Below are 22691 nucleotides of genomic sequence, written 5' to 3'. Positions count from 1 at the left end.
GGCCGGGCCCGGGCCCGTCTGCGTCAGGCGCCGCAGCGCAGGATCGCCATGGCGACCGCGTCGAGGCCTTCAGCGGGACACAGATCGGCGGAGAGTCGTCGCGGCCCCGACGTCCACTCGACGTGCGCCGTCCGCACCGGAGCGCCGAAGGCGATGGTCACCAGTCCCCCGATGCCCGGTGTCCCGTCCGGCCCCAGGGCGCCGGCGCCGACCGTCTCGACACCCACCACCTCTGCGACGGTCGCGGGTCCCGGAGCGGGGATGAGGCTCACGTCGATCCGGGTCCCGTCGAAGGCGCCGACCCACACCGCGAAGGTTCCCGTCCCGTCCGAGCGGAGATCCAGGGTGTATCCGTGCGCGAACCACGACCCCGTCTCCCCCACGAGGTCCGCAGGCCCCGGGACCGGCGTCGCCACCGGGACCGGCGCCACCACGGGGGCCGGTGAGCCGACCGGGCCTGCCGGGCCTGCTGTGCTCGGAGCGGAGGCGATCGCGGGATTCACCGCCCCCACGGCGAGGACACCGGCGACGACCGCCGACACCACCGCGCGGAATGCAGACGTGCGATTCTCCGCGCTTCGTGTGCCGATATCGGTCCTCATGGGCTTACCGTATTCCCACGAGTCACACATCTCGATGCAGAGATTGCGTCGATCCGGTCACCAACACGCAACGGCCGGGCTAGAAGTTGGTACACGCCGGGGACGCACGCACCGTCCCATGACAGGACCGCGCGGGCCCGCGGGCCCGCCCGTCGACAAGGAGTCGTCCCATGACACGACCAACCACCCGGAGCGGGGTGAAGCCCCGGGAGACGTTCTCCCGTCGCTCCGTCTTCGTCTTCGCCGCCATCGGCTCCGCCGTCGGCCTGGGCAACATCTGGCGCTTCCCCTTCGTCGCCTACGACAACGGTGGCGGCGCCTTCCTGCTGCCCTATCTGGTGGCACTTCTCACCGCGGGTCTCCCCCTGTTGTTCTTCGACTACGCCATCGGTCACCGCTTCCGCGGATCCGCCCCGTTGAGCTTCCGGCGGATGAACCGGTTCGCCGAGCCCATCGGGTGGATCCAGGTCCTGGTCTCCTTCGTCATCGCGGTCTACTACGCGGTCATCATCGCCTGGGCTGCCAGTTACGCCTGGTTCTCCCTCGATGAGCGGTGGGGCTCGACCTACGAGGAGTCCGCGACCTTCTTCGCCGAGGACTTCCTCCGCGCGGGCAGCGGGTTCGGCATCGATTTTGTGCCGGGCATCGCCATCGTCCTCGCGGTGGTCTGGATCGCCACCCTCGGCGTCCTCCTCGCCGGCGTCCAGAAGGGCATCGGACGAACCGCGATGTTCTTCGTCCCGCTCCTGGTCGCTCTGTTCGCGGCCCTGGTGGTCCGCTCCCTCTTCCTCGACGGCGCGCTCGAGGGTCTCAACAACTTCTTCACGCCCGACTGGGGCGTCCTCACGGAGCCGTCCGTGTGGATCGCCGCCTACGGTCAGATCTTCTTCTCCCTGTCGGTCGGCTTCGGCATCATGCTGACCTACTCGTCCTACCTCAAGCGCAAGACCAACCTCACCAGCTCCGGCCTGGTCGTGGGCTTCTCCAACTCGGCGTTCGAGGTCCTCGCGGGCATCGGCGTCTTCGCCACCCTCGGCTTCCTGGTGACCACGTCGGCGGGAGCCGGCTGGGACGATGTCGGGGGCGGCCCGGGCCTGGCGTTCATCGCCTTCCCCGCCCTCATCTCTCAGATGCCGGGCGGGCCGATCTGGGGCGTCGTGTTCTTCGTCTGCCTCATCCTGGCGGGCCTCACCTCCCTGATCTCCATCACCGAGGTGGTCATCTCGTCCTTCCAGGACAAGATCGGGTCCTCGCGCACCGCGGCCACGCTGGCGGTGGGTGTCCCGATGGCCGCCATCTCCCTGCTTCTCATGCCCACCGAGACCGGCCTGCAGAATCTCGACATCCTCGACAAGTTCGTCAACAGTCTGGGCATCGTCGGCATCTCGCTCATCGCGTTGGTCGTGGTGATCTTCGGCATGCGCCTCGCCCCGCGGTTGCGCGATCACCTCAACTCGGTGTCCTCGTGGAGGGTGGGCACGTTCTGGATCGTGTGCCTGGCCGTCATCACGCCGCTCGTGCTCGGCTACTCCCTCATCCGCGAGATCATGACCCTGATCGCCGAACCGTACGAGGGGTACGAGGCGTCCGTCCTAGGCGTCTGGGGTTGGGGCATGATCGCCACGATCCTCGTGCTGTCGGTGGTCCTGTCCCTCCTGCCGTGGCGCGGGTCCCGTCAGCTCGACGGCCCCCCGACGGTCGACGACGACCCGAGCGACTTCGCCTACGAGGAGGGCCTCACCCCTCCCGCCGCCGACCGCCCGTCCGGTGCGACGGCGTCCCCGCGCAAGACCAAGGAGGCCTGAGCAATGGATGCTCCCGCGATCATCATGATGGTCCTGTTCCTGCTCGTGATCTGGGGCGGACTCGTCGCCAGCATCGTCCACTACGTGGGCCACCCCGACGGGGTCGACGAGGGTGCCGTCCGAGAAGCGGCGGAACGCGGCAGGGGCTGACCCCGCCCGACCGCAGCTCCCGGCCCCGGTTCCGCCCACGGACCCGGGGCCGGGTCATTCCCGGCGGTCGCCCACCGCCGGGCCGTCGGAACCCGCCTCGTACTCCTCGAGCGGGACCCCGCCGGCCTCCCACGCCTCGATCACCGGAGTGAGGATCCGCCAGCACTCCTCGGCCACGTCACCGCGGACCGTCAGCAGTCGGTCGCCGTCGAGGATGCGTCCGAGGACCTCCCCGTACGGCAGCAGCTCGCTGTCCCCCAGGTCAGCGGCCAGGCGGGTCCTTCCGAGCGTGAAACGGTCGTCGGCCGCGTTCGTCGCCAGGTCGAGGGACACCCGGTCGGGCGCGATCCCGATCGTCAGGCGGGTCGGCGGAACATCCCCCGAGAACGCCCCGGGCACGTGGCGCGGCGGCCGGAACGTCACCGTCACCCGCATCGAGTCCTCGCCCAGCGCCTTGCCCGACCGCAGGCGCACCGGTACCCCGGCCCACCGCTGGTTCCGTATCTCGAGGACGACCTCGGCGAACGTCTCGGTCCCCCGAGCCGGGTCGACGCCGTCCTCTTCCGCGTAGGACGCCACGTCCCTGCCGCCCGTCCGCCCGGCGGTGTAGCGGGCCCGGCGCGAGGAGGCGAGCGGATCGTCATCCCACACGTGCGTCGCACGCAGCGTGGTGACGATGAGGTCGTGGAGCTCGGTGGCGTCGAGGCGCGCGGGTGCGTCCATCGTCGCCAGCGCCATCACCAGCAGCAGGTGGGACTGGAGCATGTCGACGAGCGCGCCCGCGGAGTCGTAGTACCCGGCGCGGCCCTCGAGGGCGAGCGTCTCGTCGGCGACGACGTCGATGCGCTCCACGTGTTCCGCGGTCCACACCGGCTCCAGGATGCGATTGGCGAACCGCATGCCGAGGATGTTGAGCACGGTCGCCTCCCCGAGGAAATGGTCGACCCGGTACACGCGGTCCTCGGGCACGAGGTCCGCGAGCAGAGCGTTCACCCTGCGCGCCGAGGCGAGGTCGTCGCCGAACGGTTTCTCCAGCGCGAACCGCACGTCGTCGCGCAGTGGGAGTCCGCGCAGGCCCTCGCACGCTGCGGCCGTGACGGCCGGAGGGAGGGCGAAGTACAGCACCACCGGTCCGTCCAGCCCGTCGACGAAGTCGGAGAAGGCGTCGGCGTCCGTCACGTCCAGTTCGACGAACCGGGTCGAGTCCACGATCCCGTCGATCTGCTCCGGGGAGCGGTCCCCGGCGCGCAATGCACTGCGGACGAGGTCGCGCCAGTCGCCGTCGTCCATCCCGGACCGCCCGGAGCCGATGACGGTGACGTCGCGGTCGGGATCCGTGGCGAGCAGGGTCCCCAACCCGGGGAGCAGGAGTCGCTCGGTGAGGTCGCCACCGGCTCCCAGGATCGCGAGGGTGGGACGGTCGGTCGTGGTCGGCGACATGCCGCAGACGCTACCCGCGGGGCGGCGCCGCAGTAGCGTGTGACCATGGACACCAACAGCCCCGATGTCACGACCGACGCCCCCGCCGCCGAGCCCGCCGGGCAGGCCCCCGCGGAGATCCGTCACCTCATCCAACAGTGGAAGCGTCTCGACGAACTGCTCGCCGGGCTCAAGAGGGACGACTGGATCGCACCGACCCCTCTTCCGGGGTGGACCGTCCGCGATGTGGTGGCGCACGTGGCGGGCACCGAGCACCTGCTCGCCGGTGAGGAGGTCCCGGACATCGAGGTGCCCGCCTCCGCCCGGGAGTACGTGCTCAACCCGATCGCGGAGCTCAACGAGAAGTTCGTCCAGGAGGCGCGCCCGCTGGCTGTCGAGGACGCGTTCGAGGACTTCCGCGACGTCGTCGCCGAGCGCACGGAGCAGCTCTCCGAGATGAGCGCCGCAGACCTCGAGGCCGAGACCGACTCCCCCGTCGGCCGCGTTCCGTTCCGCCGCTTCATGGGTGTGCGGGTCTTCGACTGCTGGATCCACGAGGACGACATCCGGCAGGCCATCGGGATGCAGCATCACCTCGGCGGCGACATCGGCCGGTTCGCGGTCGGGGAGATCGTGAACGCCCTGCCCCGCATCGTCGGCAAGAAGGCCGCCGCGCCGGACGGCTCCCGGGTCCGGTTCCGCGTCACGGGTGATGCGGGCACCGATCTGCCGCTGGCCACCGATGTCGTCGTGGACGGACGCGCAGCCCTCGCCGACGTCGACGACACCGCGCAGCCCACCGTGGAGCTGGTCTTCGACACCCCGACCTTCGTCCGCGCGGCGACCGGCCGGATCGTCGCCGAGCCGGGCAGCGGCGTGGAGATCAGTGGCGACGAGGACCTGGGCCGGACGATCCTCGGGTCGCTGGCCTTCACCATCTGACGCCGCCGTCGCCCGTGTCCGGACCCCACATCGTCGTCATGGGCGTCTCGGGTGCCGGGAAATCGACGGTCGCCCGTGTGATCGCCGTCCGCCTCGGTGCGCCGTTCCTCGACGCCGATGACGTGCATCCGCCCGCCAACCGCCGGAAGCTGAGCGCCGGTGAGCCCCTGACCGACGATGACCGCGCGCCCTGGCTGGCCGCGGTCCGGGACGGCATGCGGGAACGCGACCGGTCGACGGGCAGCGGCCCGGGGCTCGTCGTCGCGTGTTCGGCGCTGCGACGTGCCTACCGCGACATACTGCGGCAGGTGGAGCGCCCGGTGTTCTTCGTCGAACTCGGCACCGACCCCGAGCTCATCGCGGCCCGACTCGCCGCCCGCCGGGGGCACTTCGCGTCCCAGCGGATCCTCGAGTCCCAGCTGAGCACAGTGGAGCCGCTCGAGGCCGACGAGACCGGGATCGTCTGCCCGATCACGCTGCCGGCGTCCGAGATCGCGGACGAGGTCCTCGCCGCTCTCTGACCCTGTTCTCGCCGCCCTCTGACGCGCCCCCTCGCCGGGGGGTCACTCCGCGCCCCGCCGGCGGGTCAGTCCGCGTCGCGTCGCGGCCACCCCGGGACGTCGTCGAGAACGGAGCCGTTGCCCAGCTGCGAACCGGTGATGACGCTCCTGCTCCCGTCGCTCTCCAGGATGACGGCGGCGGCCTCGCCGAGGTCCCCGATACCCGAGGAGCGGAGGGTCTGGCGGATGTCGGCGTGCGTGAGCCGGTGCCGCGCCAGCTGGTCGTCGAGGATGATCCCGTCGCGGACGAGCAGAGTCGGCTGTGCGGTGAGGGCCTTGCGCCCGCCCGGCAGTCGCCTCAACTGGGAGACGACGTACTGCAGGAGGACGAGCAGCGCCAGGGCGACCGCGCCCTCGGTCCACGACACGTCGGAGCTGAGGATGATGGTCGCCAGCGTCGAACCCAGCGCGACGGTGACGATGAAGTCGAAGGCGTTGAGCTGCGCGAGGGTGCGCTTGCCGAACGCCCGGATCGCCACCACGAGGAAGATGTACGCCGCGGTGCCCACGAGGAGTATCCGGAGTATGTCGGACCAGTTGTCGAACCACATGCCCGAACCGTACTGACCACGACGGTTCCTTCTACCTCTCCGACATCGGGGTGGCGAAGTGCTGGACGTAGAGATGAGCCTCCGGGAGACCCTGGTACGCGGCCGTCCGCAGGCAGACACCCACGCGGGTGAGGTCCGGGTCGAGGATGTTCTCCCTGTGGCCCGGGCTCTGCATCCAGTTGGCGACCGGATCCGGACCGCCCGTGGACGAATAGAACAGGTTCTCGGCAGCCCTGGAGTAGTCGACACCGGCCTCCCGGATGAACGTGGACGGGCCGCCGCTGCCGTCAGGCGCGGTGTGCCCCCAGTAGTCCCTCGCGATCATGTCGTCCGCTTTCGCGCAGGCACTGTCGCGGAGCCTCTCGCTGGCGTCCAGAGGCGGAAGGCCGTTCTCGCTCCGCTGTACGTTCGTCTCCCCTTCGACCGGGGACGGCTCCGCCGGGGGCTCGACCGCAGACTGACCCCCGGGGGCCTTCGACGAGAGGCCCCGGTCCACCGCGACATCCACCTGCGCGCAGCCGGCCACCATCGTCGAGGCCGCGAGGATCAGCGACGCGGCCGATGCTCTCGCGGCCATCCGGTTCCTCATCCTGATCACCCGATCCGAGGGAAGACCTGTGCGCCCGGGGAGACTTGAACTCCCACGTCCGTAGACACTGGAACCTAAATCCAGCGCGTCTGCCAATTCCGCCACGGGCGCGTCACCCGGGGGTACCGGGCGAGATGAGCTTACCGTGTGGTCAGAGGTACCGTGGAGGCGTGTCCGACACCCTTGGCTCCCACGCGACCGGAAGTGCAACGGCTTCCGGCGACCCGGCGCGGACCAGGGTCAAGCACCGCCCGGGGTGGATCGCGTTCGTCGTCCTGGGCGCGATCTTCTGCATGGGCATGGGACTGTGGCAGCTCGCCCGCTACCAGGAGGCCACCGGGACCGCGCAGAACCTCGGGTACACGTTCATGTGGCCGTTCCTCGCCGGGTTCCTCGTCTACGCGTACCTGAAGTACGTGCGCATGGAGGCCCGTGAGGACGACTGGGCCTCCGCCTCGGCGGGTGCCGCGGACGGACCGGGTACCGACAACGAGGACGACGACGAGGCCGACCACCGCGCGCCCGACCATCCGGCCGCCGGGAAGAACCGAACGGGCCGGGACCGCTTCGGCGTCATGACGGAGATCCCCTCGGACCTGCTGCCGACGCGTCGACCCGCCCGGGACGAGGCGGTCCGGGACGAAGGTCTGGACGCCTACAACTCTTATCTCGCCGAACTCGCCCGGAAAGACCGGGCCGACGGCACCCACCAGGAGAAGCCTGCTTCATGACCGCCGCAGCCACCCAGCAGACCGACAACCGCAAGCCTGATCCGGGGGGCAGGATCGCCGGCGCGCTCAAGCGCTATCGGGTCCTGGCCTGGATCACCGGCGTGTGGTTGCTCGTGCTCACCGTGGAGATGATCTACAAGTACCTGATCCTGGAGAACTCGTCCGACGCCCCGGACTGGTTCACCTACATCGGTCAGGCCCACGGAGTGTTCTACATCCTGTACCTGTTCATGACGCTCGACCTGGCGATCAAGGCCCGCTGGCCCGCGTCTCGGACCCTGCTCACCGCGCTGGCGGGGACGATCCCGTTCCTGTCGTTCTGGTTCGAGCACAGGCGGACCCGCGACGTGCGCACCGAGTACGCGGTCTGACCCACCCCCTCATCGACAAGGACGTTCCGCACCCTCCCGTCGCGGGCGACGTGGGCGGAACGTCCTTCTCGTCGAAGTGATGTCCGGCCGGGGTGCTGTCAGGCCGCGGTGCTGTCAGCCGCGTTCGGCGAGCACGCGCAGGGCCGGAACGAGGGCGCGCAGGGCACGGCCGCGGTGTGAGTCCGCGTCCTTCTCCTGCGAGCTGAGCTCGGCTGCCGCACGGTCCGACCCCTCGGGCAGGAACAGCGGGTCGTACCCGAACCCGCCCTCCCCGCGCGGCTCCCGCAGCACGCGCCCCGGCCAGCGCCCCTCCTCGACGACCTCGCCGGGCACGCCCGGTCCGACCAGCGCGCACGCCGAGACGAACGCCGCCCCCCGGCGTTCGTCCGGGACGTCGGACAACTGCGCGAGCAGGAGTTCGTTGTTGGCGGCGTCGTCGCCGTGCCGCCCGGCCCAGCGCGCCGACAGGACCCCGGGCATGCCGTTGAGGGCGTCCACCGCCAGTCCCGAGTCGTCCGCCAGGCACGGCAGGCCGGTCGCCTGCGCACCGGATCGGGCCTTGATCAGCGCGTTGTCCGCGAAGGTGGCGCCGTCCTCGGGCTCCTCCGGGTACTCCGGCACCTCGTCCAGTCCCACCGGCTCGATGCCGACGATCCCCGCCGACTCCAGCACCCGGCGCAGCTCGGCCAGCTTCTTGGCATTGCGGCTCGCGACCACCAGGCGAACGGTCACGACTACCGCCCCCGGTTCCGTGCAGCCGGCGGCGACGGCAACTCGCCCGGGTACGGCGCCGCGAGGGCCTCGCGCTGCATCTCGAACAGCCGCTCGCAGCCGGCCTGCGCCGAGTCCAGCATCGCGTCCAGCAGGTCGCGGCCGAACGCCGCGCCCTCGGCGGTCCCCTGGACCTCGATGAGCTTGCCGCCGTCGGTGCACACCACGTTCATGTCCACCTCGGCCCGCGAATCCTCCTCATAGGGCAGGTCGCACAGGACGCGGCCGTCGACGACGCCGACGCTCACCGCGGCGACCGCCCCGGTGAGCGGGTTGCCGGTGACCGCGCCCTTGGCCTGCAGCCACGTGATCGCGTCCGCCAGGGCCACGTACGCGCCGGTGATCGCCGCGGTCCGTGTCCCGCCGTCGGCCTGCAGGACGTCGCAATCCAGCGCGATCGTGTTCTCCCCCAGCGCGGACAGGTCGATACAGGCCCGCAGGGAGCGGCCCACCAGGCGGCTGATCTCGTGGGTGCGTCCGCCCACCTTGCCGCGGACCGACTCCCGGCCCGAGCGCTCGTGGGTCGCGGCCGGCAGCATCGCGTACTCCGCCGTGAGCCACCCCAGGCCCGAACCCTTGCGCCACCGCGGCACGCCCTCGGTGACGCTGGCCGTACACATGACGCGGGTCTGCCCGAAGGTGACGAGGACAGACCCAGCCGGGTGCGAGGTGAATCCCCGCGTGATGGTCACGTCACGCAGGTCGGCGTCCCCGCGTCCGTCTGCTCTGCTGCTGTTCGATGAGGTCACGACCGCCGATCCTAGCCGCGCCGCGCCCCCGTCGACCGACTCCTAGACGGTGATCCGCAGATCCGGCTCCGCCAGCAGGATCTCCCCGCCGAACTCGGCGGCCGCCTCCGCGCGGACCGCCTCGCGGTCCACCCACGGCGGGATGTGGGTCAGCACGAGACGACCCACGCCGGCGCGGTGAGCGGTCAGGCCCGCCTCCGCCCCCGACATGTGGATGCCCGGCGGGCGTCCCTCCTCGTGCGTCCAGGACGCCTCACAGAGCAGGACGTCCGCGCCGACCGCCAGCTCGACCAGGGCATCGCAATAGGCGGTGTCCCCGCTGTACGCCAGGACCCGGCCGCTACGGGAGGTCAGGCGCATTCCGTACGACTCCGGAGGATGCTCCACCCGGTCGGCCCGCACCCTGAGGGCCACCTCGTCGTCGTCGCCCCTCATCTCCACCTCGGGCGCGACGTCCCACGTGGCCACGTCGAACGAGTCCGATAGGTCGTCGACCGTCCCCGGCTCCTCCGCCGACGCCACCCCGATCCGGTAGGCCGTCCCGGACGGCCCGACCAGCGGCACGCGGCCCGCGCCCTTCGCACCGGGGCCGAAGCGCCGCAGGACCAACAGACTCGGGACATCCAGGCAGTGGTCGGCGTGGAGGTGGGACAGCAGGACGGTCGCGTCCTCGGGGGCCACGTGTCGTTGCAGCGCGCCGAGGACACCGGGCCCCATGTCGATCACCACGGGGGCGAGACCGTCGACCTCGACCAGATACCCGGACGCCGGCGAGGTGGGTCCACCGATACTTCCCGAGCACCCGAGGACAGTCAGAAACATGGGCACCATCGTGCCACGTCGCACCGCGTGTCGTGGTGTTCGCGGCTGTGCCCGCGATGCGTGTCACCGTCCATCAGTCCGCCACCGCCCGCCCGACGGTCACCAGACCGGGGCCGAGGAACCGTGACGCCACCCGGCGGAAGGCGTCGGGATCACCGGTGACGAGGTACTCGTGGGTCGCCGGCTCGGCCGCGTCGTGCGGCCGCAACAGGTCCTGCGCGGTGAGTACCCGCAGCACGTCCTTGGCGGTCTCCTCCGCGCTCGAGACCAGCGTGACGTGGTCCCCCGCCGCCAACTGCACCACACCGGACAGCAACGGGTAATGAGTGCACCCCAGCACCAGGGTGTCGACGTCGGCGTCGCGGATCGGAGCGAGATACGCCTCCGCCAACCCGAGCACCTGACGGCCACTGGTGATACCGCGCTCGACGAACTCGACGAACTTCGGACACGCCACCGACGTCAGCTCGATCCCGGCGGCCGCAGCCACCGCGTCGTCGTACGCCCGCGACGCCACCGTCGCGCGGGTGGCGATGACCCCGATCCGGCCCGACCGGGTGGTGGCCACCGCGCGCCGGGCCGCCGGCTGGATGACCTCCACGACCGGTACCGGGTAGCGCTCGCGGGCGTCGCGGAGCATCGCCGCCGACGCCGTGTTGCACGCGATCACCAACACCTTGACCCCGCGGTCGACGAGTTGGTCCGCCACCGCGAGGGCGTGCGCCCGGACCTCGGCCAGCGGCAACGGACCGTACGGCCCGTTGGCGGTGTCACCGACGTAGACCACCGACTCATCGGGTAACTGGTCCACGATCGCCCGGGCCACCGTCAGACCGCCGGCGCCGGAGTCGAACACCCCGATGGGAGCCTGCGGGTCGGGGCGCGTCACCTCCGCGGTCCGGCGGACCACCGCGGCTGGGTGGCGAGCTGCTGCTGCGGTTTCCGGTCGCGCTTGAGGCCGTACGCCGACGCCACGCCGCCGATCGCGCCCCCGAGATGGCCCTGCCAGGACACCCCGTCCAGCATCGGCGACAGGCCCGCCAGCGCCTCGAGCCCGTAGTAGAAGCCGATGACCAGTCCGATCACCAGGTGCAGGATGCGCCGGGAGAAGAAGCCCCGGACGATGACGTAGAAGATGTAGCCGAACACGATCCCGGAGGCCCCGATGTGGACGGTCCCGGTGCCGCCGAGCAACCAGGACACCACTCCCGAGATCAGCCACGACACGAGGGTGACGGTGACCAGCGGCCGGATCCCGGACAGGGCGATGATCGACCCCAGCACGAGCAGGGCGATCGAGTTACCGATCAGGTGCGCCCAGTCCCCGTGCAGCAACGGCTGGAACACGATGCCGAGCAGCCCGTCCGTCGCCAGCGGCTGGACCCCGTAGCCGTCGAGGGTCTGCTGGGGTCCGATCGCCGCGATGATCACCTGGTCCGCCGCCTCGACCACCCACATCAGGGCGACGAACGACCACAGCAGGACCAGGGCCGGCCAGCGCCGCGGCCCCGGGTCTACCGGGCCGGCGCCGGTCCCCGGCCACGGCGAACGGGGGTCTCGGTTCACGATATTCTCCTCACTGCCCGTCGAGGGCCGTGCACAGGGAGTCTTGCATGAAGGTCAGCCAGTGGTACACGTCCAACTGGGCGGACCGGGGGTCATCGTCGGGCACGTACTCGGGGATATCGGTGGCGGCGACCCCGTCGGACGAGCCCGCCTCCAGCAGGACCGCGCCCAGCCCCAGTCGCACATCATTGAGACACCGCATCCACGAGTTCGCCTGCTCGAGGGTCAGCGACACCGTCCCGCCCCGCGACGGCAACGAACGCAACACCACGCCCGCGCAGCCGAGTTTCGCGTCGATGATCGCCGGCTCGTGGATCATCCGCATGCCCGAGTTGTGGGCCCGCGCGACGGCCGCACCGTCCGTGTCGGACCCGTCCGCACGGTCGGCCGCCTCAGGGCGGTGGAAGTCCGGCAACAACCGCGCCAGGGGCGCCTCGGCGGGCACCTGCGAGTGGCCACTGCGCATCCCCGTGATCTCGGCCAGCTCATCGCGCGGGGCGGAGTCCCGGCGCTGTTCGAGCATGTCCACCACGTTGGAGACCAGGGCGTGCAGGATCTGCACCTCATGGTTCTCCATGACCGACTTGATGCGCGCCCCACCGAGGGACGCCTTGCGCTGCCACGCCTTCACCGCCTCACGCATCCCGCTGCATCGTGGCCCACAGTCCGGCCTCCTGCAGCTTGCGGACGTCGTTCTCGACCTTGTCGCGGCTGCCGGACGACACCACCGCCCGACCGTCGTTGTGGACCTTGAGCATCAGGCCATGCGCCTTCTCCCTGCTGTAGCCGAACACCCGCTGGAACACGTACGTCACGTAACTCATCAGGTTCACCGGGTCGTCCCAGACCACGGTGAGCCAGGGGCTGTCCACCCCACCGTCGAGGTCCGCGTCCGTGGACTCCACGGGCGCGGCCGACGGCATCGCCATCACCGGGGCGGTGCTCCGGACGGCCGCAAGCGGTGTCGTCACAGGGTGCATGGAACCCAGGATACGGATTCCCGCCGGGTAGGCCACGCCGTAGAGTCGCCCCCGTGACCCCGCCGACTCCCTCCCATGTCACGCCCCCCACCGGGCGACCGTCCACCGCCCTGCTCACGGACAAGTACGAGCTCACCATGATCCGGGCGGCCCTGGCGGACGGCACCGCCGACCGGCCGTGTGTGTTCGAGGTCTTCGCCCGACGCCTGCCCTCCGGCCGTCGGTACGGGGTGGTCGGAGGCACCGGTCGGCTCCTCGAACGCGTGGCGGACTTCCGGTTCGACGACGAGGAGATCGAGGCGCTGTCGGATTCGCTCGACGAGCGGACCACCGACTGGCTCCGCGACTTCCGCTTCACGGGTGACGTCGACGGCTACGCGGAGGGCGAACTGTTCTTCCCCGGCTCGCCCGTGCTGAGCATCCGGGGCGGGTTCGCGGAGTGCGTCGTACTCGAGACCCTGGTCCTGTCCGTGCTCAACCACGACAGCGCGATCGCCTCCGCCGCCGCGCGGATGACCTCCGCGGCGTACGGCCGCCCCATCATCGAGATGGGGTCCCGCCGCACACACGAGGAAGCAGCGGTCGCCGCGGCCCGGGCCGCCTACCTCACCGGGTTCGACTCCACCTCCAACGTGGAGGCGACGCGCCGGCACGGCGTGCCCTCCGCCGGGACGTCCGCCCACTCGTTCACCCTGCTGCACACCGGCCCGCAGGGTCCGGACGAGGCGGCCGCCTTCCGCTCGCAGGTGAAGACCCTCGGTGTGGACACCACCCTCCTGGTGGACACCTACGACATCGCGACGGGCGTGGCGACGGCGATCGAGGTCGCCGGGCACGGACTCGGCGGCGTCCGTATCGACTCCGGCGACCTGGGGGTGCTCGCCCGGCAGGTCCGCAGCCAGCTGGATGCCCTCGGCGCCCGCAACACCCGGATCGTGGTCTCCGGGGACCTCGACGAGTACGCGATCGCCGCTCTGCGCGCTGAGCCGGTCGACGTGTACGGCGTCGGCACCCGGCTCGTGACCGGCTCGGGCGCCCCGACCGCCGGCATGGTCTACAAACTCGTCGAGGTCGACGGGATCCCCGTGGCCAAACGCTCCGCACAGAAGGAGTCCCTGCCCGGAGCCAAGCGCGCGGTCCGCCACCACCGCCGCTCGGGCACCGCCGTCGAGGAGTTGCTGCTGCCGTGGTCCGGGGACGCCCCCGAGGAGCCCGGTCTCGAGACGCGCGATCTCATGGTCCCGCTGATCCGGGGCGGCGAGACCGTCCCCGGGCTCCCGACCCTCGAGCAGTCACGCGCCCACCACGCCGCCGTGATGGTGTCCCTGCCGTGGGAGGGGCTCGCGCTGAGTCAGGGCGACCCCGCCATCCCCGTGAGGGTCATCCCCCCGGCCACCCGCTGAGCGGAGCTGTCGGTCGTCCGCCGACGCATCCGGGTGGGCCTCGAGCCGACCGGGTCTGCCCCCGAGCCGGCCAGGTCTGCCCCCGAGCCGCCCGGCGGCCCGGGCCACTGTCCGGTGCGGCCGCTAGGGTATCCGCGTGACCGACTCGCTCCCCCCCGTCTCCGACCTGCTCGCCACCGCGGTCGCGGGCCTGGGCGGCAGCGAACGCACGGGCCAGGTGACGATGGCCGAGGCCGTGGGCAACGCCCTGGCGACGGGGGAACACCTCGCAGTCCAGGCCGGGACGGGCACCGGTAAGTCCCTGGCCTACCTGGTGCCGGCGCTGCGCCACGCCGTGGCCACCGGGAACACCGTGGTGGTCTCCACCGCGACCATCGCGCTGCAGAACCAGCTGGTCGACCGCGACCTGCCGCGGCTGTCCAAGGCGCTCCGCCCGGAACTCGGCGTGAGTCCCTCCCACGCGATCCTCAAGGGCCGGGGCAACTACCTGTGCCTGCACCGGGTGAGCTCGGGGCCGGTCGACGAGGCCGACCCGGAGGAGGTGGAGACCGAGGAACTGTTCGACCTGCCCCTCGGCGGCGAGTCCACGGCCGCGCGCACCCCACGTGAGGCCACCCCCGGGACACCGGCCCGAGCTCGTGGCTGGGCCGCGAGATCGCCCGCCTGCACGACTGGGCGCAGGACACCGACACCGGCGACCGCGACGACCTGCCCCGCGGTGTCTCCGACGCGGCGTGGCGGCAGGTGTCGGTGACCAGTCGCGAGTGTCTGGGGCAGGTCTGCCCCGAGTTCTCCGAATGCTTCGCCGAACTGGCACGCCAGGAGGCCGGCCGCGCCGACGTGGTGGTGACCAACCACGCGCTGCTCGCGATCGACGCCATGACCGATGTCTCCGTGCTGCCCGAACACGACGCGGTGGTGATCGACGAGGCCCACGAGCTGTCCGACCGGGTGACCGGCGTGACCACCGCCGAACTCACCGGCGCGGCCGTGATCCAGGCCGCGCGCCGGGCGGCGAAGCTCGTCGACCAGCAGACCGCGGACCGCATGGTCGCCGCCGGGGAGGGTCTCGCCACGCTGCTGGAGATCTGTCCCGAGGCGCGATGGGACCTCATGCCCGAGGGCGCGGACCTCGCGCTGGCCGCTGTCCGCCACACCGCCGAGAACTGTCGCAGCGCGGTCCCGGGTCCCAAGCCCGGAGAGGCCGCCGGTGACCCACAGGGTGCCTCCGACCGTCAGAAGACCCTCGCCGCGCTGGACGAGATCGCCGACGCCGCAGACCGCATCCTCTCCTCGTTCGAGCGGCCGGTCACCGAGCGCCTAGAGATCGTATGGATGAGCGTGGAGGAACGACGAGGACGGATCCTGCGCGTCGCTCCCCTGTCCGTCGCCGGGCTCCTGCGTGCCCGCCTGTTCGCCGAGTCCACGGTGATCCTCACCTCCGCGACCCTCACCACGGGCGGGAAGTTCGACGGGCTCGCCGCCACCTGGGGACTGCCGCCCGCCTCGTCGGCACGCCCGGACACCGCGAGCGCGGTGTCGCTCGAACCGCCCTCCGACGACGACGCGAGCGCCCTGCGGTGGACGGGCCTCGACGCGGGATCCCCGTTCGACTACCGGCGCAACGGCATCCTCTACGTGGCAGCTCACCTCCCCGCGCCCGGCCGGGAGGGCCCGTCGCCCGCGGCCGAGGAGGAACTGGTCGATCTCATCACCGCCGCCGGGGGCCGCACGCTCGGACTGTTCTCGTCGATGCGCGCGGCGAAGGCCGCCGCCGAACTGCTCCGCGAACGACTCGACACCCCCGTCCTCTGCCAGGGCGAGGACTCCACGGCCAACCTCGTCGCGACGTTCGCCGACGACGAGGAGACGACCCTCGTGGGCACCCTGTCGCTGTGGCAGGGCGTCGACGTCCCGGGACGGACCCTGTCGCTGGTCGTGATCGACCGCATCCCGTTCCCCCGTCCCGATGATCCGCTGCTCTCGGCGCGTCAGCGTGCGGTGGCGGCCCGCGGGGGGAACGGGTTCCTCGCCGTCGCCGGTAACCACGCCGCCCTCCTGCTCGCACAGGGCGTGGGCCGGCTGCTCCGCCGCACCGAGGACCGCGGCGTGGTGGCGGTGCTCGACTCCCGTCTGGTCACCGCGCGGTACGGCGGATACCTACGCGCTTCGCTGCCGCCGTTCTGGCAGACCACCGACAAGGACGTCGTGACCGGCGCCCTGGAGCGCTTGCGCGACGCCTGAACGCTCCCCGGGGCGCCGCTCAGGCGTCGACGGCGATGACCGTGAGCGACCCCGGCGCCACCTCGGTGTAGCCGGCGTCCACCACCGCGGCGACTCCCGGTGTCCCGGCGGCCACCGCCTCGGCCAGGTCCTGCCACCGGGAGGGATCGGCTTCGCGGACGGCGACCGGGAGCCCGTCGGCCAACCAGCGATCGAGACGATCGCGTTCCATCGCGGCGATGAGCAGCATGACCCCGTGGCCGACCTGCGCCGCCGCCTTTCCCGTCGACATCTCGAGCGCACCGTCGATCCACACCACCGGCGTCCCCTCGGGCGGCGCGCCGGGCTCGTCACGCTCAAGGTCGGTGCCGCCGATCTGCAGCCTGGCCAGCCGCGGGTCCACCTCGTCCACCGGGCCGGGGACGAACGCCCTCGCGGCGGCGCCGTCGATCTCCCGGGTCACCCCGGGGACCTCGAGCGAGGCCCGCCACTGGGCGCCGCGGGCACGTCGGGCGATCTTGCGCATCCGGGCGTCCAACCACGCGGCGTAGGCCTCGTGCCACGGCCCTCCCGGCGCGACCCGTTCGTCGAGGCACAGCGCCGCGACCGCGCCGGCCACCGACTCGAGCAGCGGGGTCCGGGCCGGAGGGTCCGCCTTGGGCAGGTGCAGCACGATCGGCATCGACCGAACGGTCGCACGATCCTCGGGGTCCTCCGCGCCGGCCGAGCCCGCCCGGAGCCGGGCGTGGCACCAGTCGAGTGCGGCGCCGGTCGCCGGGCCGCCGATCACGGGCCCACCGGTCTCGGGACCGCCCTCCCCCGCCCCGGGCGTGCCGGTCACGTCAGGGGGACGCGGCGGTACGTGCCGGCGGCGGTGTCCGCGGCCTCGATCTCGTCGCGGGTGATCCCCAGCACGAACAGAACGGTGTCGAGGAACGGCTTGGACAATGACGCGTCCGCCACCTCGCGGAGGGCGGGCTTGGCGCAGAACGCGATTCCCAGCCCGGCGGTGGTGAGCATGTCGATGTCGTTGGCACCGTCACCGACCGCGACGGTCTGGCTCAGCGAGATACCGACCTCGTCGGCGAACTCGCGGAGGTAGGCGGCCTTCGCCTCGCGGTCCACCACCTCGCCGACCACCCGGCCGGTGAGCGTGCCGTCCACGATCTCGAGGGTGTTGGCGCGGGCGAAGTCGAGTCCCAGCTCCTCGGCGAGGCCGGAGATCACCTGGATGAAGCCGCCGGAGACCACCCCGCAGCGGATCCCCAGCCGCTTGAGCGTGCGGATGGTGGTGCGGGCCCCGGGCGTGAGCACGATGCTCGAGGCGACCTCGTCCAGCACGGTGGCGGGCAGACCTGCCAGCGTCGCGACACGCTCGTGCAGGGACTGGGCGAAGTCGAGCTCTCCGCGCATGGCACGCTCCGTGACGGCCCGGACCTCGTCCTCCTTGCCCGCGTGCGCGGCGAGCATCTCGATCACCTCGCCCTGGACGAGGGTGGAGTCCACATCGAACACCACCAGTCGCTTGGACCGACGGCCGAGCCCGGCCCGGTCCACCGAGATGTCGACGCCGTGGGCGTCCGAGAGGGGGGCGAGGGTCTCGCGCAGGCGGGCATCGTCGGCCGAGTCCCGGCCGGCGGTGGACACGTGCAACTCGATACCGGTGACCGGGTAGTCGGCGATCCCGCGGATCGTGTCGATGTTCGCGCCGATGGAGGCCAGCGAGCCGGCGACGGCCGAGAACGCGGAGGCCGGGACGGGGCTGCCGAGAATCACGACCGCGTGCGTCGAGGGCGGGGCCGCGGGGGCGATGTCGTCGAACTGGACCTCGAGTTGCATCCCGAGGTCGTGGACCTGCTCGGTGAGCTCCCGCACGACGGTGACCACATCGGCGCCGTCGTCCACCCGGACCATGAGCCCCAGGGACAGATGGCCGTTGACGACGACCTGCTCCACGTCGACCAGATCGGCGTGGTGGGACGCGAGGACGGACATCACCCGCGCGGTTACGCCCGGGCGGTCGGGCCCGGTGACGGTGAGGAGAGCCGGGGTGCCGGTGGTGCTCACATGTACTCCTGACAGGTGATCGGGGAGGGCGGTGCTGATGTTGCGGGGCCTGACAAGCGGAAACCCCGCCGGTGGACGAGCCGCCGACGGGGTTCCCGGGACCTACGCCCGTGGGTGAGTACGGGCGGGCGATCAGCCCTTCTGCGGGGATGGTCCCCGGTCGGCCACATCCTTGGCCGAGTCCGGGTCCTGTGCCTTGCGACGGCCCCCGACGTGGGCCTCCGCCCGCATCCGCTCGCTCATGTGCGGGTAGTGCAGCTCGAACGCGGGGCGCTCGGAGCGGATCCGGGGCAGCGTCACGAAGTTGTGGCGCGGAGGCGGGCACGAGGTCGCCCACTCGAGGGAGTTGCCCGCGCCCCACGGGTCGTCGACCGTGACGATCTCCCCGTAGCGCCAGCTCTTGATGATGTTCCAGATGAACGGCAGCATCGCGATGCCGAGGATGAACGAACCGACCGTGGAGATCTGGTTGAGAACCGTGAAGTTGTCCGAATCCAGGTAGTCGGCGTACCGGCGCGGCATGCCCTGGTTGCCCAGCCAGTGCTGTACCAGGAACGTCGTGTGGAAACCGATGAAGATCAACCAGAAGTGGATCTTGCCGAGCCGCTCGTCGTACATCCGGCCCGTCATCTTGGGGAACCAGAAGTACACGCCGGCGAACGTGGCGAACACGATGGTGCCGAAGAGCGTGTAGTGGAAGTGCGCCACGATGAAGTACGTGTCCGAGATGTGGAAGTCGATCGGCGCCGAGGCCATCATCACGCCGGTCAGACCGCCGAAGAGGAAGGTGATGATGAAGCCGAGGGCGAACAGCATCGGCGTCTCGAAGGTCATCTTGCCGCGCCACATCGTGCCGATCCAGTTGAAGAACTTCACACCGGTCGGGACCGCGATGAGGAACGTCATGAACGAGAAGAACGGCAGCAGCACCGCGCCGGTGACGTACATGTGGTGCGCCCACACGGCCGTCGACAGTGCGGCGATCGCGAGGGTCGCGAAGACCAGGCCGGCGTAGCCGAACAGCGGCTTGCGAGAGAAGACCGGGAAGACCTCGGAGACGATGCCGAAGAACGGCAGCGCGAGGACGTACACCTCGGGGTGACCGAAGAACCAGAACAGGTGCTGCCACAGGATGGCGCCACCGTTGCCCGGATCGAAGATGCGACCACCGAAGGTGCGGTCGTAGAAGACGCCGAGCGCGGCCGCGGTGAGCAGCGGGAAGATCAGGAGGATGAGGACCGACGCCACGAGGATGTTCCACGTGAAGATCGGCATCCGGAACATGGTCATACCCGGTGCGCGCAGGCAGATGATGGTGGTGACGAAGTTGACGGCACCGAGGACGGTGCCGATGCCGCCGATGCCGACACCGAGGATCCAGAGGTCCGCGCCGACGTTCGGCGAGTGGATCTTGTCCGCCAGCGGCATGTACATGGTCCAGCCGAAGGACGCCGCGCCACCGGGGGTCAGGAAGCCGGAGAGCATGATCGTGCCGCCCGCCGCGAACAGCCAGAAGCCGAACGCGTTGAGCCGGGGAAACGCCACGTCGGGGGCGCCGATCTGCAGCGGAATGATGTAGTTCGCGAACCCGACGACGATCGGGGTTCCGTAGAGCAGCAGCATCACCGTGCCGTGCATGGTGAACAGCTGGTTGAACTGCTCATTCGACAGGAACTGCATACCCGGGAGGAAGAGCTCCGCCCGGATGAGCAGCGCCATGAGGCCGCCGGCGAAGAAGAAGATGAAGCAGGTGACGATGTACATGATGCCGAGCAACTTGTGGTCGGTCGTCGTCAGCATCTTCCACACGAACGAGCCCGGCCGGGCATCACCCGTGGGTTCACCCGGCGGGTGGTCGAGTTCGTGGACCGGCTTGGGGGCCACTGCGGTCATAAGGGTCCTCCTGAACGCCTCACCCGACGTCGCGGGTCGAACCACCGACCCCACGTCGAACGCATAGGAATAGTGCGTGACCGCAATCCTAACCCCCGCCTGAGAGAGACGCCCACCCGCCCCGTCGAACTCGTCACCGGTGGTCACCCCCGCTAATCACGCCGTGGTCCGGCACGCCGGGACGGGCACCCGCCGCCCGCCCGCGACCTCCGCATGAGCGGCCCTTCTCGGCCGATCTCCTAGGCTGTTGTCCCATGACCGATTCCGTGACCGCCCCCCGCCGACACCCCGCGCGGGGGTATGCCCGGCGCGCCGTCAGGGCGGCGGTCCCCCTGGCGGCCGGGCTGACGCTCGTGGCGTGTGGCCCCTCCCCCGTCGACATGGTCGAGCACCCGATGACGACGACCCCGTCGCGGATGGCCGGTGAGGAGCTGCAGCGCTCGGCGGAGCCCGAGGAGTCGTGCGCCCCGGCACCGGTCCCCGGGGAGTTCCCCGGGTCGGGTGACCGCCGGGTCCCCACGGAGGGGCCGGGTCCGGACCGGGTGGAGGTTCCGCGGTCGCCGGAGAGGATTTTGGCGCTCGGCACAGGTGCGGTGGACACGGCCTGTGCCCTCGGGCTGCAGGACCTCGTCGTCGGCACGTCCGGCCTACCCGACGGTGCGGACGTCTACCTGCCCGACTCACTGACCGGACTCCCGACGGTCGGCCCCCTCATCGGCGCGGACCCCGACGAGGTCGCGCGGGCCGCGCGGGAACTGCGTCCGGACCTCATCGTGCTGGCCGGGTCGGACGAGGTGGACCCGGCCGTCGTCGCCGCCATGACTGATGTCGCCCCCACCGTGGTCTACGACGCCGACGTCCTCGCCTGGACAGAGGCCACCGAGGCGATCGCCGACGCCTACGGTCGGCCCCGCGCCGGCGGCGATCTGCTGCTGGATGTGATCGAGCGGGCGCAGCGCACTGCCGACGCGACCACCCCGTCGGACACCCGGGTCTCCCTGGTGTCGGTGACCGGAGGGGACGGTGACGGCGTGGAGGTGCAGCGGCCGGACACGCTGGGCTCCCTGATGCTCGAGGCCGTGGGTGCCGAGCGCCCCCTGCGCAACGCACGCGCGACGGCGAGCGCCTCCCGCCCCTGCCGCAGTCCCCGGCCGTGGGTGACGAACTGGACGGGGATGTGATCTTCGCGGTGGTGGGAGGCGGGCCCGGCTCCGAGGACGAGGCGCGGGAGGTCTTCGCCTCGGACAGGTGGACGGACCTCGACGCCGTGGGATCGCAGCGCGTGTTCGTGGTGGACCGTGCCGTGTGGGAGGGCACGGGCCCGGTGGCGGCGCGGGCGGTCCTCGACGACATCCGGGGATCGATCAACGGGGTCGCACCGGACGGGTAGCCAGCAGTCCCTCCACGACCGTGAGACGACGACGCCCCTGCGACCGTGTTCGGTCGCAGGGGCGTCGTGGGTCAGAACCGGTGCGTCAGAAGTCCCAGTCCTCGTCCTCGGTGGCCTCGGCCTTACCCATGACGTACGAGCTGCCGGAGCCGGAGAAGAAGTCGTGGTTCTCGTCGGCGTTGGGGCTCAGGGCCGACAGGATCGCCGGATCGACGTCGGTCTCGTCCTTCGGGAACATGCCCTCGTAGCCCATGTTCATCAGCGCCTTGTTGGCGTTGTACCGCAGGAACTTCTTGACGTCCTCAGTCCACCCCACCGGATCGTAGAGATCCTCGGTGTAGTCCGCCTCGTTGTCGTACAGCTCGAACAGCAGCTCGAAAGTGTAGTCCTTGAGCTCGTCCCGCTCTGACTGGGTGACGTGCTCGAGGGCGCGCTGGTACTTGTACCCGATGTAGTAGCCGTGCACCGCCTCGTCGCGGATGATGAGCCGGATGACGTCGGCGGTGTTGGTGAGCTTGGCCCGCGAGGACCACCGCATGGGCAGGTAGAAGCCCGAGTAGAACATGAACGACTCGAGCATCACCGAGGCGATCTTGCGCTTGAGCGGATCGTCCCCCGCGTAGTAGCCGAGCACGATCTTGGCCTTCTTCTGGAGGAAGGGGTTCTCCTCCGCCCAGCGGAACGCGTCGTCCACCTGGGGCGTCGAGCACAGCGTGGAGAAGATCGTCGAGTAGCTCTTGGCGTGCACCGACTCCATGAACGCGATGTTGGTGAGCACCGCCTCCTCGTGCGGGGTCGACGCGTCGGGGATCATGCTGACGGCGCCGACCGTGCCCTGCAGGGTGTCCAGCAGGGTCAGGCCGGTGAAGACGCGGGTGGTGAGCTGCTGCTCGTACTCGGTCAGGGTCTGCCACGACGGGATGTCGTTGGAGACCGGCACCTTCTCCGGCAGCCAGAAGTTGGTGGTGAGCCGGCCCCACACCTGATCGTCGACCTCGTCGGGGACGCGGTTCCAGTTGATGGCCGACACCCGGTCGACCAGCTTGGGCTGGATGCCGGCGGCGGGACTGTGGGATCCCGGAGCGTGCAGCTCGGCGGTCATCGGAT

General features: G+C 70.8%; 24 protein-coding genes, 1 tRNA gene and 1 pseudogene. 10 read left to right on the top strand and 16 right to left on the bottom strand.

Annotated features, from left to right (window positions below):
• Nucleotides 1–23 precede the first annotated feature (23 nt).
• A complete protein-coding gene (locus OVA21_RS03635) occupies nt 24–602 on the bottom strand; it encodes a hypothetical protein (RefSeq protein WP_240341490.1) in 579 nt (192 codons plus the stop codon).
• 170 nt (nt 603–772) lie between these two features.
• On the opposite strand from OVA21_RS03635, the gene OVA21_RS03630 reads away from it, so the two are divergent.
• Nucleotides 773–2407 (top strand): sodium-dependent transporter, encoded by a 1635-nt coding sequence (locus OVA21_RS03630; protein ID WP_119192379.1) that lies wholly within the window; start codon nt 773–775, stop codon nt 2405–2407.
• A gap of 3 nt (nt 2408–2410) precedes the next feature.
• Nucleotides 2411–2557 (top strand): methionine/alanine import family NSS transporter small subunit, encoded by a 147-nt coding sequence (locus OVA21_RS03625; RefSeq protein ID WP_096905822.1) that lies wholly within the window; start codon nt 2411–2413, stop codon nt 2555–2557.
• Nucleotides 2558–2611: 54 nt separating this feature from the next.
• On the opposite strand, the gene OVA21_RS03620 is transcribed toward OVA21_RS03625, so the two are convergent.
• On the bottom strand, nt 2612–3997 hold the full coding sequence (locus tag OVA21_RS03620) for a glucose-6-phosphate dehydrogenase (protein ID WP_119192378.1): 1386 nt from the start codon (nt 3995–3997) through the stop codon (nt 2612–2614).
• A 45-nt stretch (nt 3998–4042) separates the two neighbouring features.
• Here OVA21_RS03620 and OVA21_RS03615 point away from each other — a divergent pair, with 45 nt between their 5' ends.
• Both OVA21_RS03615 and OVA21_RS03610 read left to right on the top strand, forming a co-directional pair.
• A complete protein-coding gene (locus tag OVA21_RS03615; RefSeq protein WP_268091777.1) occupies nt 4043–4918 on the top strand; it encodes a maleylpyruvate isomerase family mycothiol-dependent enzyme in 876 nt (291 codons plus the stop codon).
• A gap of 14 nt (nt 4919–4932) precedes the next feature.
• On the top strand, nt 4933–5439 hold the full coding sequence (locus OVA21_RS03610) for a gluconokinase (protein ID WP_240341489.1): 507 nt from the start codon (nt 4933–4935) through the stop codon (nt 5437–5439).
• A gap of 65 nt (nt 5440–5504) precedes the next feature.
• Here the strand turns inward: OVA21_RS03610 and OVA21_RS03605 are convergent, their stop codons facing one another.
• The 3 genes from OVA21_RS03605 to OVA21_RS03595 form a co-directional block, all read right to left on the bottom strand.
• Nucleotides 5505–6029 (bottom strand): DUF421 domain-containing protein, encoded by a 525-nt coding sequence (locus OVA21_RS03605; RefSeq protein ID WP_096905825.1) that lies wholly within the window; start codon nt 6027–6029, stop codon nt 5505–5507.
• A 31-nt stretch (nt 6030–6060) separates the two neighbouring features.
• The gene (locus OVA21_RS03600) at nt 6061–6606 is read right to left on the bottom strand and encodes a CAP domain-containing protein (protein WP_159981080.1); all 546 of its coding nucleotides are present in this window, start codon (nt 6604–6606) and stop codon (nt 6061–6063) included.
• Nucleotides 6607–6647: 41 nt separating this feature from the next.
• A tRNA-Leu gene (locus OVA21_RS03595) sits at nt 6648–6729 on the bottom strand.
• A gap of 59 nt (nt 6730–6788) precedes the next feature.
• On the opposite strand from OVA21_RS03595, the gene OVA21_RS03590 reads away from it, so the two are divergent.
• Both OVA21_RS03590 and OVA21_RS03585 read left to right on the top strand, forming a co-directional pair.
• On the top strand, nt 6789–7349 hold the full coding sequence (locus OVA21_RS03590; protein WP_096905842.1) for a hypothetical protein: 561 nt from the start codon (nt 6789–6791) through the stop codon (nt 7347–7349).
• Entirely contained in the window at nt 7346–7720 is a 375-nt protein-coding gene (locus OVA21_RS03585; RefSeq protein ID WP_069389765.1) for a DUF3817 domain-containing protein, read from the top strand. The genes OVA21_RS03590 and OVA21_RS03585 overlap by 4 nt, the downstream gene beginning before the upstream one ends.
• 114 nt (nt 7721–7834) lie before the next feature.
• Here OVA21_RS03585 and rdgB read toward each other — a convergent pair whose 3' ends face one another.
• The 7 genes from rdgB to clpS form a co-directional block, all read right to left on the bottom strand.
• On the bottom strand, nt 7835–8452 hold the full coding sequence (rdgB, locus tag OVA21_RS03580) for an RdgB/HAM1 family non-canonical purine NTP pyrophosphatase (protein ID WP_119192375.1): 618 nt from the start codon (nt 8450–8452) through the stop codon (nt 7835–7837).
• Nucleotides 8453–8454: 2 nt separating this feature from the next.
• Nucleotides 8455–9240 (bottom strand): ribonuclease PH, encoded by a 786-nt coding sequence (rph, locus tag OVA21_RS03575; protein WP_096905846.1) that lies wholly within the window; start codon nt 9238–9240, stop codon nt 8455–8457.
• Nucleotides 9241–9282: 42 nt separating this feature from the next.
• Nucleotides 9283–10062: an MBL fold metallo-hydrolase gene (locus OVA21_RS03570; RefSeq protein ID WP_268091776.1), complete on the bottom strand. Its 780-nt coding sequence runs from the start codon at nt 10060–10062 to the stop codon at nt 9283–9285.
• Between the two features lie 73 nt (nt 10063–10135).
• Nucleotides 10136–10951, bottom strand: a complete 816-nt coding sequence (murI, locus tag OVA21_RS03565) for a glutamate racemase (protein ID WP_120286392.1) — start codon at nt 10949–10951, stop codon at nt 10136–10138.
• Nucleotides 10948–11628, bottom strand: a complete 681-nt coding sequence (locus tag OVA21_RS03560; protein WP_268091775.1) for a rhomboid family intramembrane serine protease — start codon at nt 11626–11628, stop codon at nt 10948–10950. Before OVA21_RS03560 ends, murI begins: the two co-directional genes overlap by 4 nt.
• Before the next feature lie 10 nt (nt 11629–11638).
• On the bottom strand, nt 11639–12259 hold the full coding sequence (locus OVA21_RS03555; protein ID WP_120286378.1) for a DUF2017 domain-containing protein: 621 nt from the start codon (nt 12257–12259) through the stop codon (nt 11639–11641).
• A gap of 4 nt (nt 12260–12263) precedes the next feature.
• Nucleotides 12264–12608, bottom strand: coding sequence for an ATP-dependent Clp protease adapter ClpS (gene clpS / locus OVA21_RS03550; RefSeq protein WP_067719971.1), 345 nt, complete (start codon nt 12606–12608; stop codon nt 12264–12266).
• A 53-nt stretch (nt 12609–12661) separates the two neighbouring features.
• Between clpS and OVA21_RS03545 the strand changes: the two genes are divergently transcribed.
• Nucleotides 12662–14011 (top strand): nicotinate phosphoribosyltransferase, encoded by a 1350-nt coding sequence (locus OVA21_RS03545; RefSeq protein WP_067719906.1) that lies wholly within the window; start codon nt 12662–12664, stop codon nt 14009–14011.
• A 136-nt stretch (nt 14012–14147) separates the two neighbouring features.
• A pseudogene (locus OVA21_RS03540) lies at nt 14148–16255 on the top strand (ATP-dependent DNA helicase).
• 19 nt (nt 16256–16274) lie between these two features.
• Here OVA21_RS03540 and OVA21_RS03535 read toward each other — a convergent pair.
• The 3 genes from OVA21_RS03535 to ctaD form a co-directional block, all read right to left on the bottom strand.
• Nucleotides 16275–17024 (bottom strand): peptidyl-tRNA hydrolase, encoded by a 750-nt coding sequence (locus OVA21_RS03535; RefSeq protein WP_067719974.1) that lies wholly within the window; start codon nt 17022–17024, stop codon nt 16275–16277.
• 47 nt (nt 17025–17071) lie between these two features.
• Nucleotides 17072–18301: a phosphoserine phosphatase SerB gene (gene serB / locus OVA21_RS03530; RefSeq protein ID WP_067719911.1), complete on the bottom strand. Its 1230-nt coding sequence runs from the start codon at nt 18299–18301 to the stop codon at nt 17072–17074.
• A 132-nt stretch (nt 18302–18433) separates the two neighbouring features.
• Nucleotides 18434–20194, bottom strand: coding sequence for an aa3-type cytochrome oxidase subunit I (ctaD, locus tag OVA21_RS03525; protein WP_268091774.1), 1761 nt, complete (start codon nt 20192–20194; stop codon nt 18434–18436).
• Nucleotides 20195–20448: 254 nt separating this feature from the next.
• On the opposite strand from ctaD, the gene OVA21_RS03520 reads away from it, so the two are divergent.
• Entirely contained in the window at nt 20449–21375 is a 927-nt protein-coding gene (locus tag OVA21_RS03520; protein ID WP_268091773.1) for an ABC transporter substrate-binding protein, read from the top strand.
• Nucleotides 21348–21584, top strand: a complete 237-nt coding sequence (locus tag OVA21_RS03515; protein WP_268091772.1) for a hypothetical protein — start codon at nt 21348–21350, stop codon at nt 21582–21584. Before OVA21_RS03520 ends, OVA21_RS03515 begins: the two co-directional genes overlap by 28 nt.
• Before the next feature lie 85 nt (nt 21585–21669).
• Here the strand turns inward: OVA21_RS03515 and nrdF are convergent, their stop codons facing one another.
• Nucleotides 21670–22686, bottom strand: coding sequence for a class 1b ribonucleoside-diphosphate reductase subunit beta (gene nrdF / locus OVA21_RS03510; protein ID WP_069388457.1), 1017 nt, complete (start codon nt 22684–22686; stop codon nt 21670–21672).
• Between the last annotated feature and the right edge of the window lie 5 nt (nt 22687–22691).

It is taken from the genome of Dietzia sp. SL131 (genome assembly GCF_026672565.1).
Classification (GTDB): Bacteria; Actinomycetota; Actinomycetes; order Mycobacteriales; family Mycobacteriaceae; genus Dietzia; species Dietzia kunjamensis.
This window is presented reverse-complemented; position numbering and strand designations above follow the sequence as displayed.

Coding starts and splice junctions, on each gene's coding strand:
- OVA21_RS03635 (WP_240341490.1), bottom strand. CDS start 602: ATGAGGACCGATATCGGCACACGAAGCGCGGAGAATCGCACGTCTGCA.
- OVA21_RS03630 (WP_119192379.1), top strand. CDS start 773: ATGACACGACCAACCACCCGGAGCGGGGTGAAGCCCCGGGAGACGTTC.
- OVA21_RS03625 (WP_096905822.1), top strand. CDS start 2,411: ATGGATGCTCCCGCGATCATCATGATGGTCCTGTTCCTGCTCGTGATC.
- OVA21_RS03620 (WP_119192378.1), bottom strand. CDS start 3,997: ATGTCGCCGACCACGACCGACCGTCCCACCCTCGCGATCCTGGGAGCC.
- OVA21_RS03615 (WP_268091777.1), top strand. CDS start 4,043: ATGGACACCAACAGCCCCGATGTCACGACCGACGCCCCCGCCGCCGAG.
- OVA21_RS03605 (WP_096905825.1), bottom strand. CDS start 6,029: ATGTGGTTCGACAACTGGTCCGACATACTCCGGATACTCCTCGTGGGC.
- OVA21_RS03600 (WP_159981080.1), bottom strand. CDS start 6,606: ATGGCCGCGAGAGCATCGGCCGCGTCGCTGATCCTCGCGGCCTCGACG.
- OVA21_RS03585 (WP_069389765.1), top strand. CDS start 7,346: ATGACCGCCGCAGCCACCCAGCAGACCGACAACCGCAAGCCTGATCCG.
- OVA21_RS03570 (WP_268091776.1), bottom strand. CDS start 10,062: ATGTTTCTGACTGTCCTCGGGTGCTCGGGAAGTATCGGTGGACCCACC.
- clpS (WP_067719971.1), bottom strand. CDS start 12,608: ATGCACCCTGTGACGACACCGCTTGCGGCCGTCCGGAGCACCGCCCCG.
- ctaD (WP_268091774.1), bottom strand. CDS start 20,194: ATGACCGCAGTGGCCCCCAAGCCGGTCCACGAACTCGACCACCCGCCG.
- OVA21_RS03520 (WP_268091773.1), top strand. CDS start 20,449: ATGACCGATTCCGTGACCGCCCCCCGCCGACACCCCGCGCGGGGGTAT.
- nrdF (WP_069388457.1), bottom strand. CDS start 22,686: ATGACCGCCGAGCTGCACGCTCCGGGATCCCACAGTCCCGCCGCCGGC.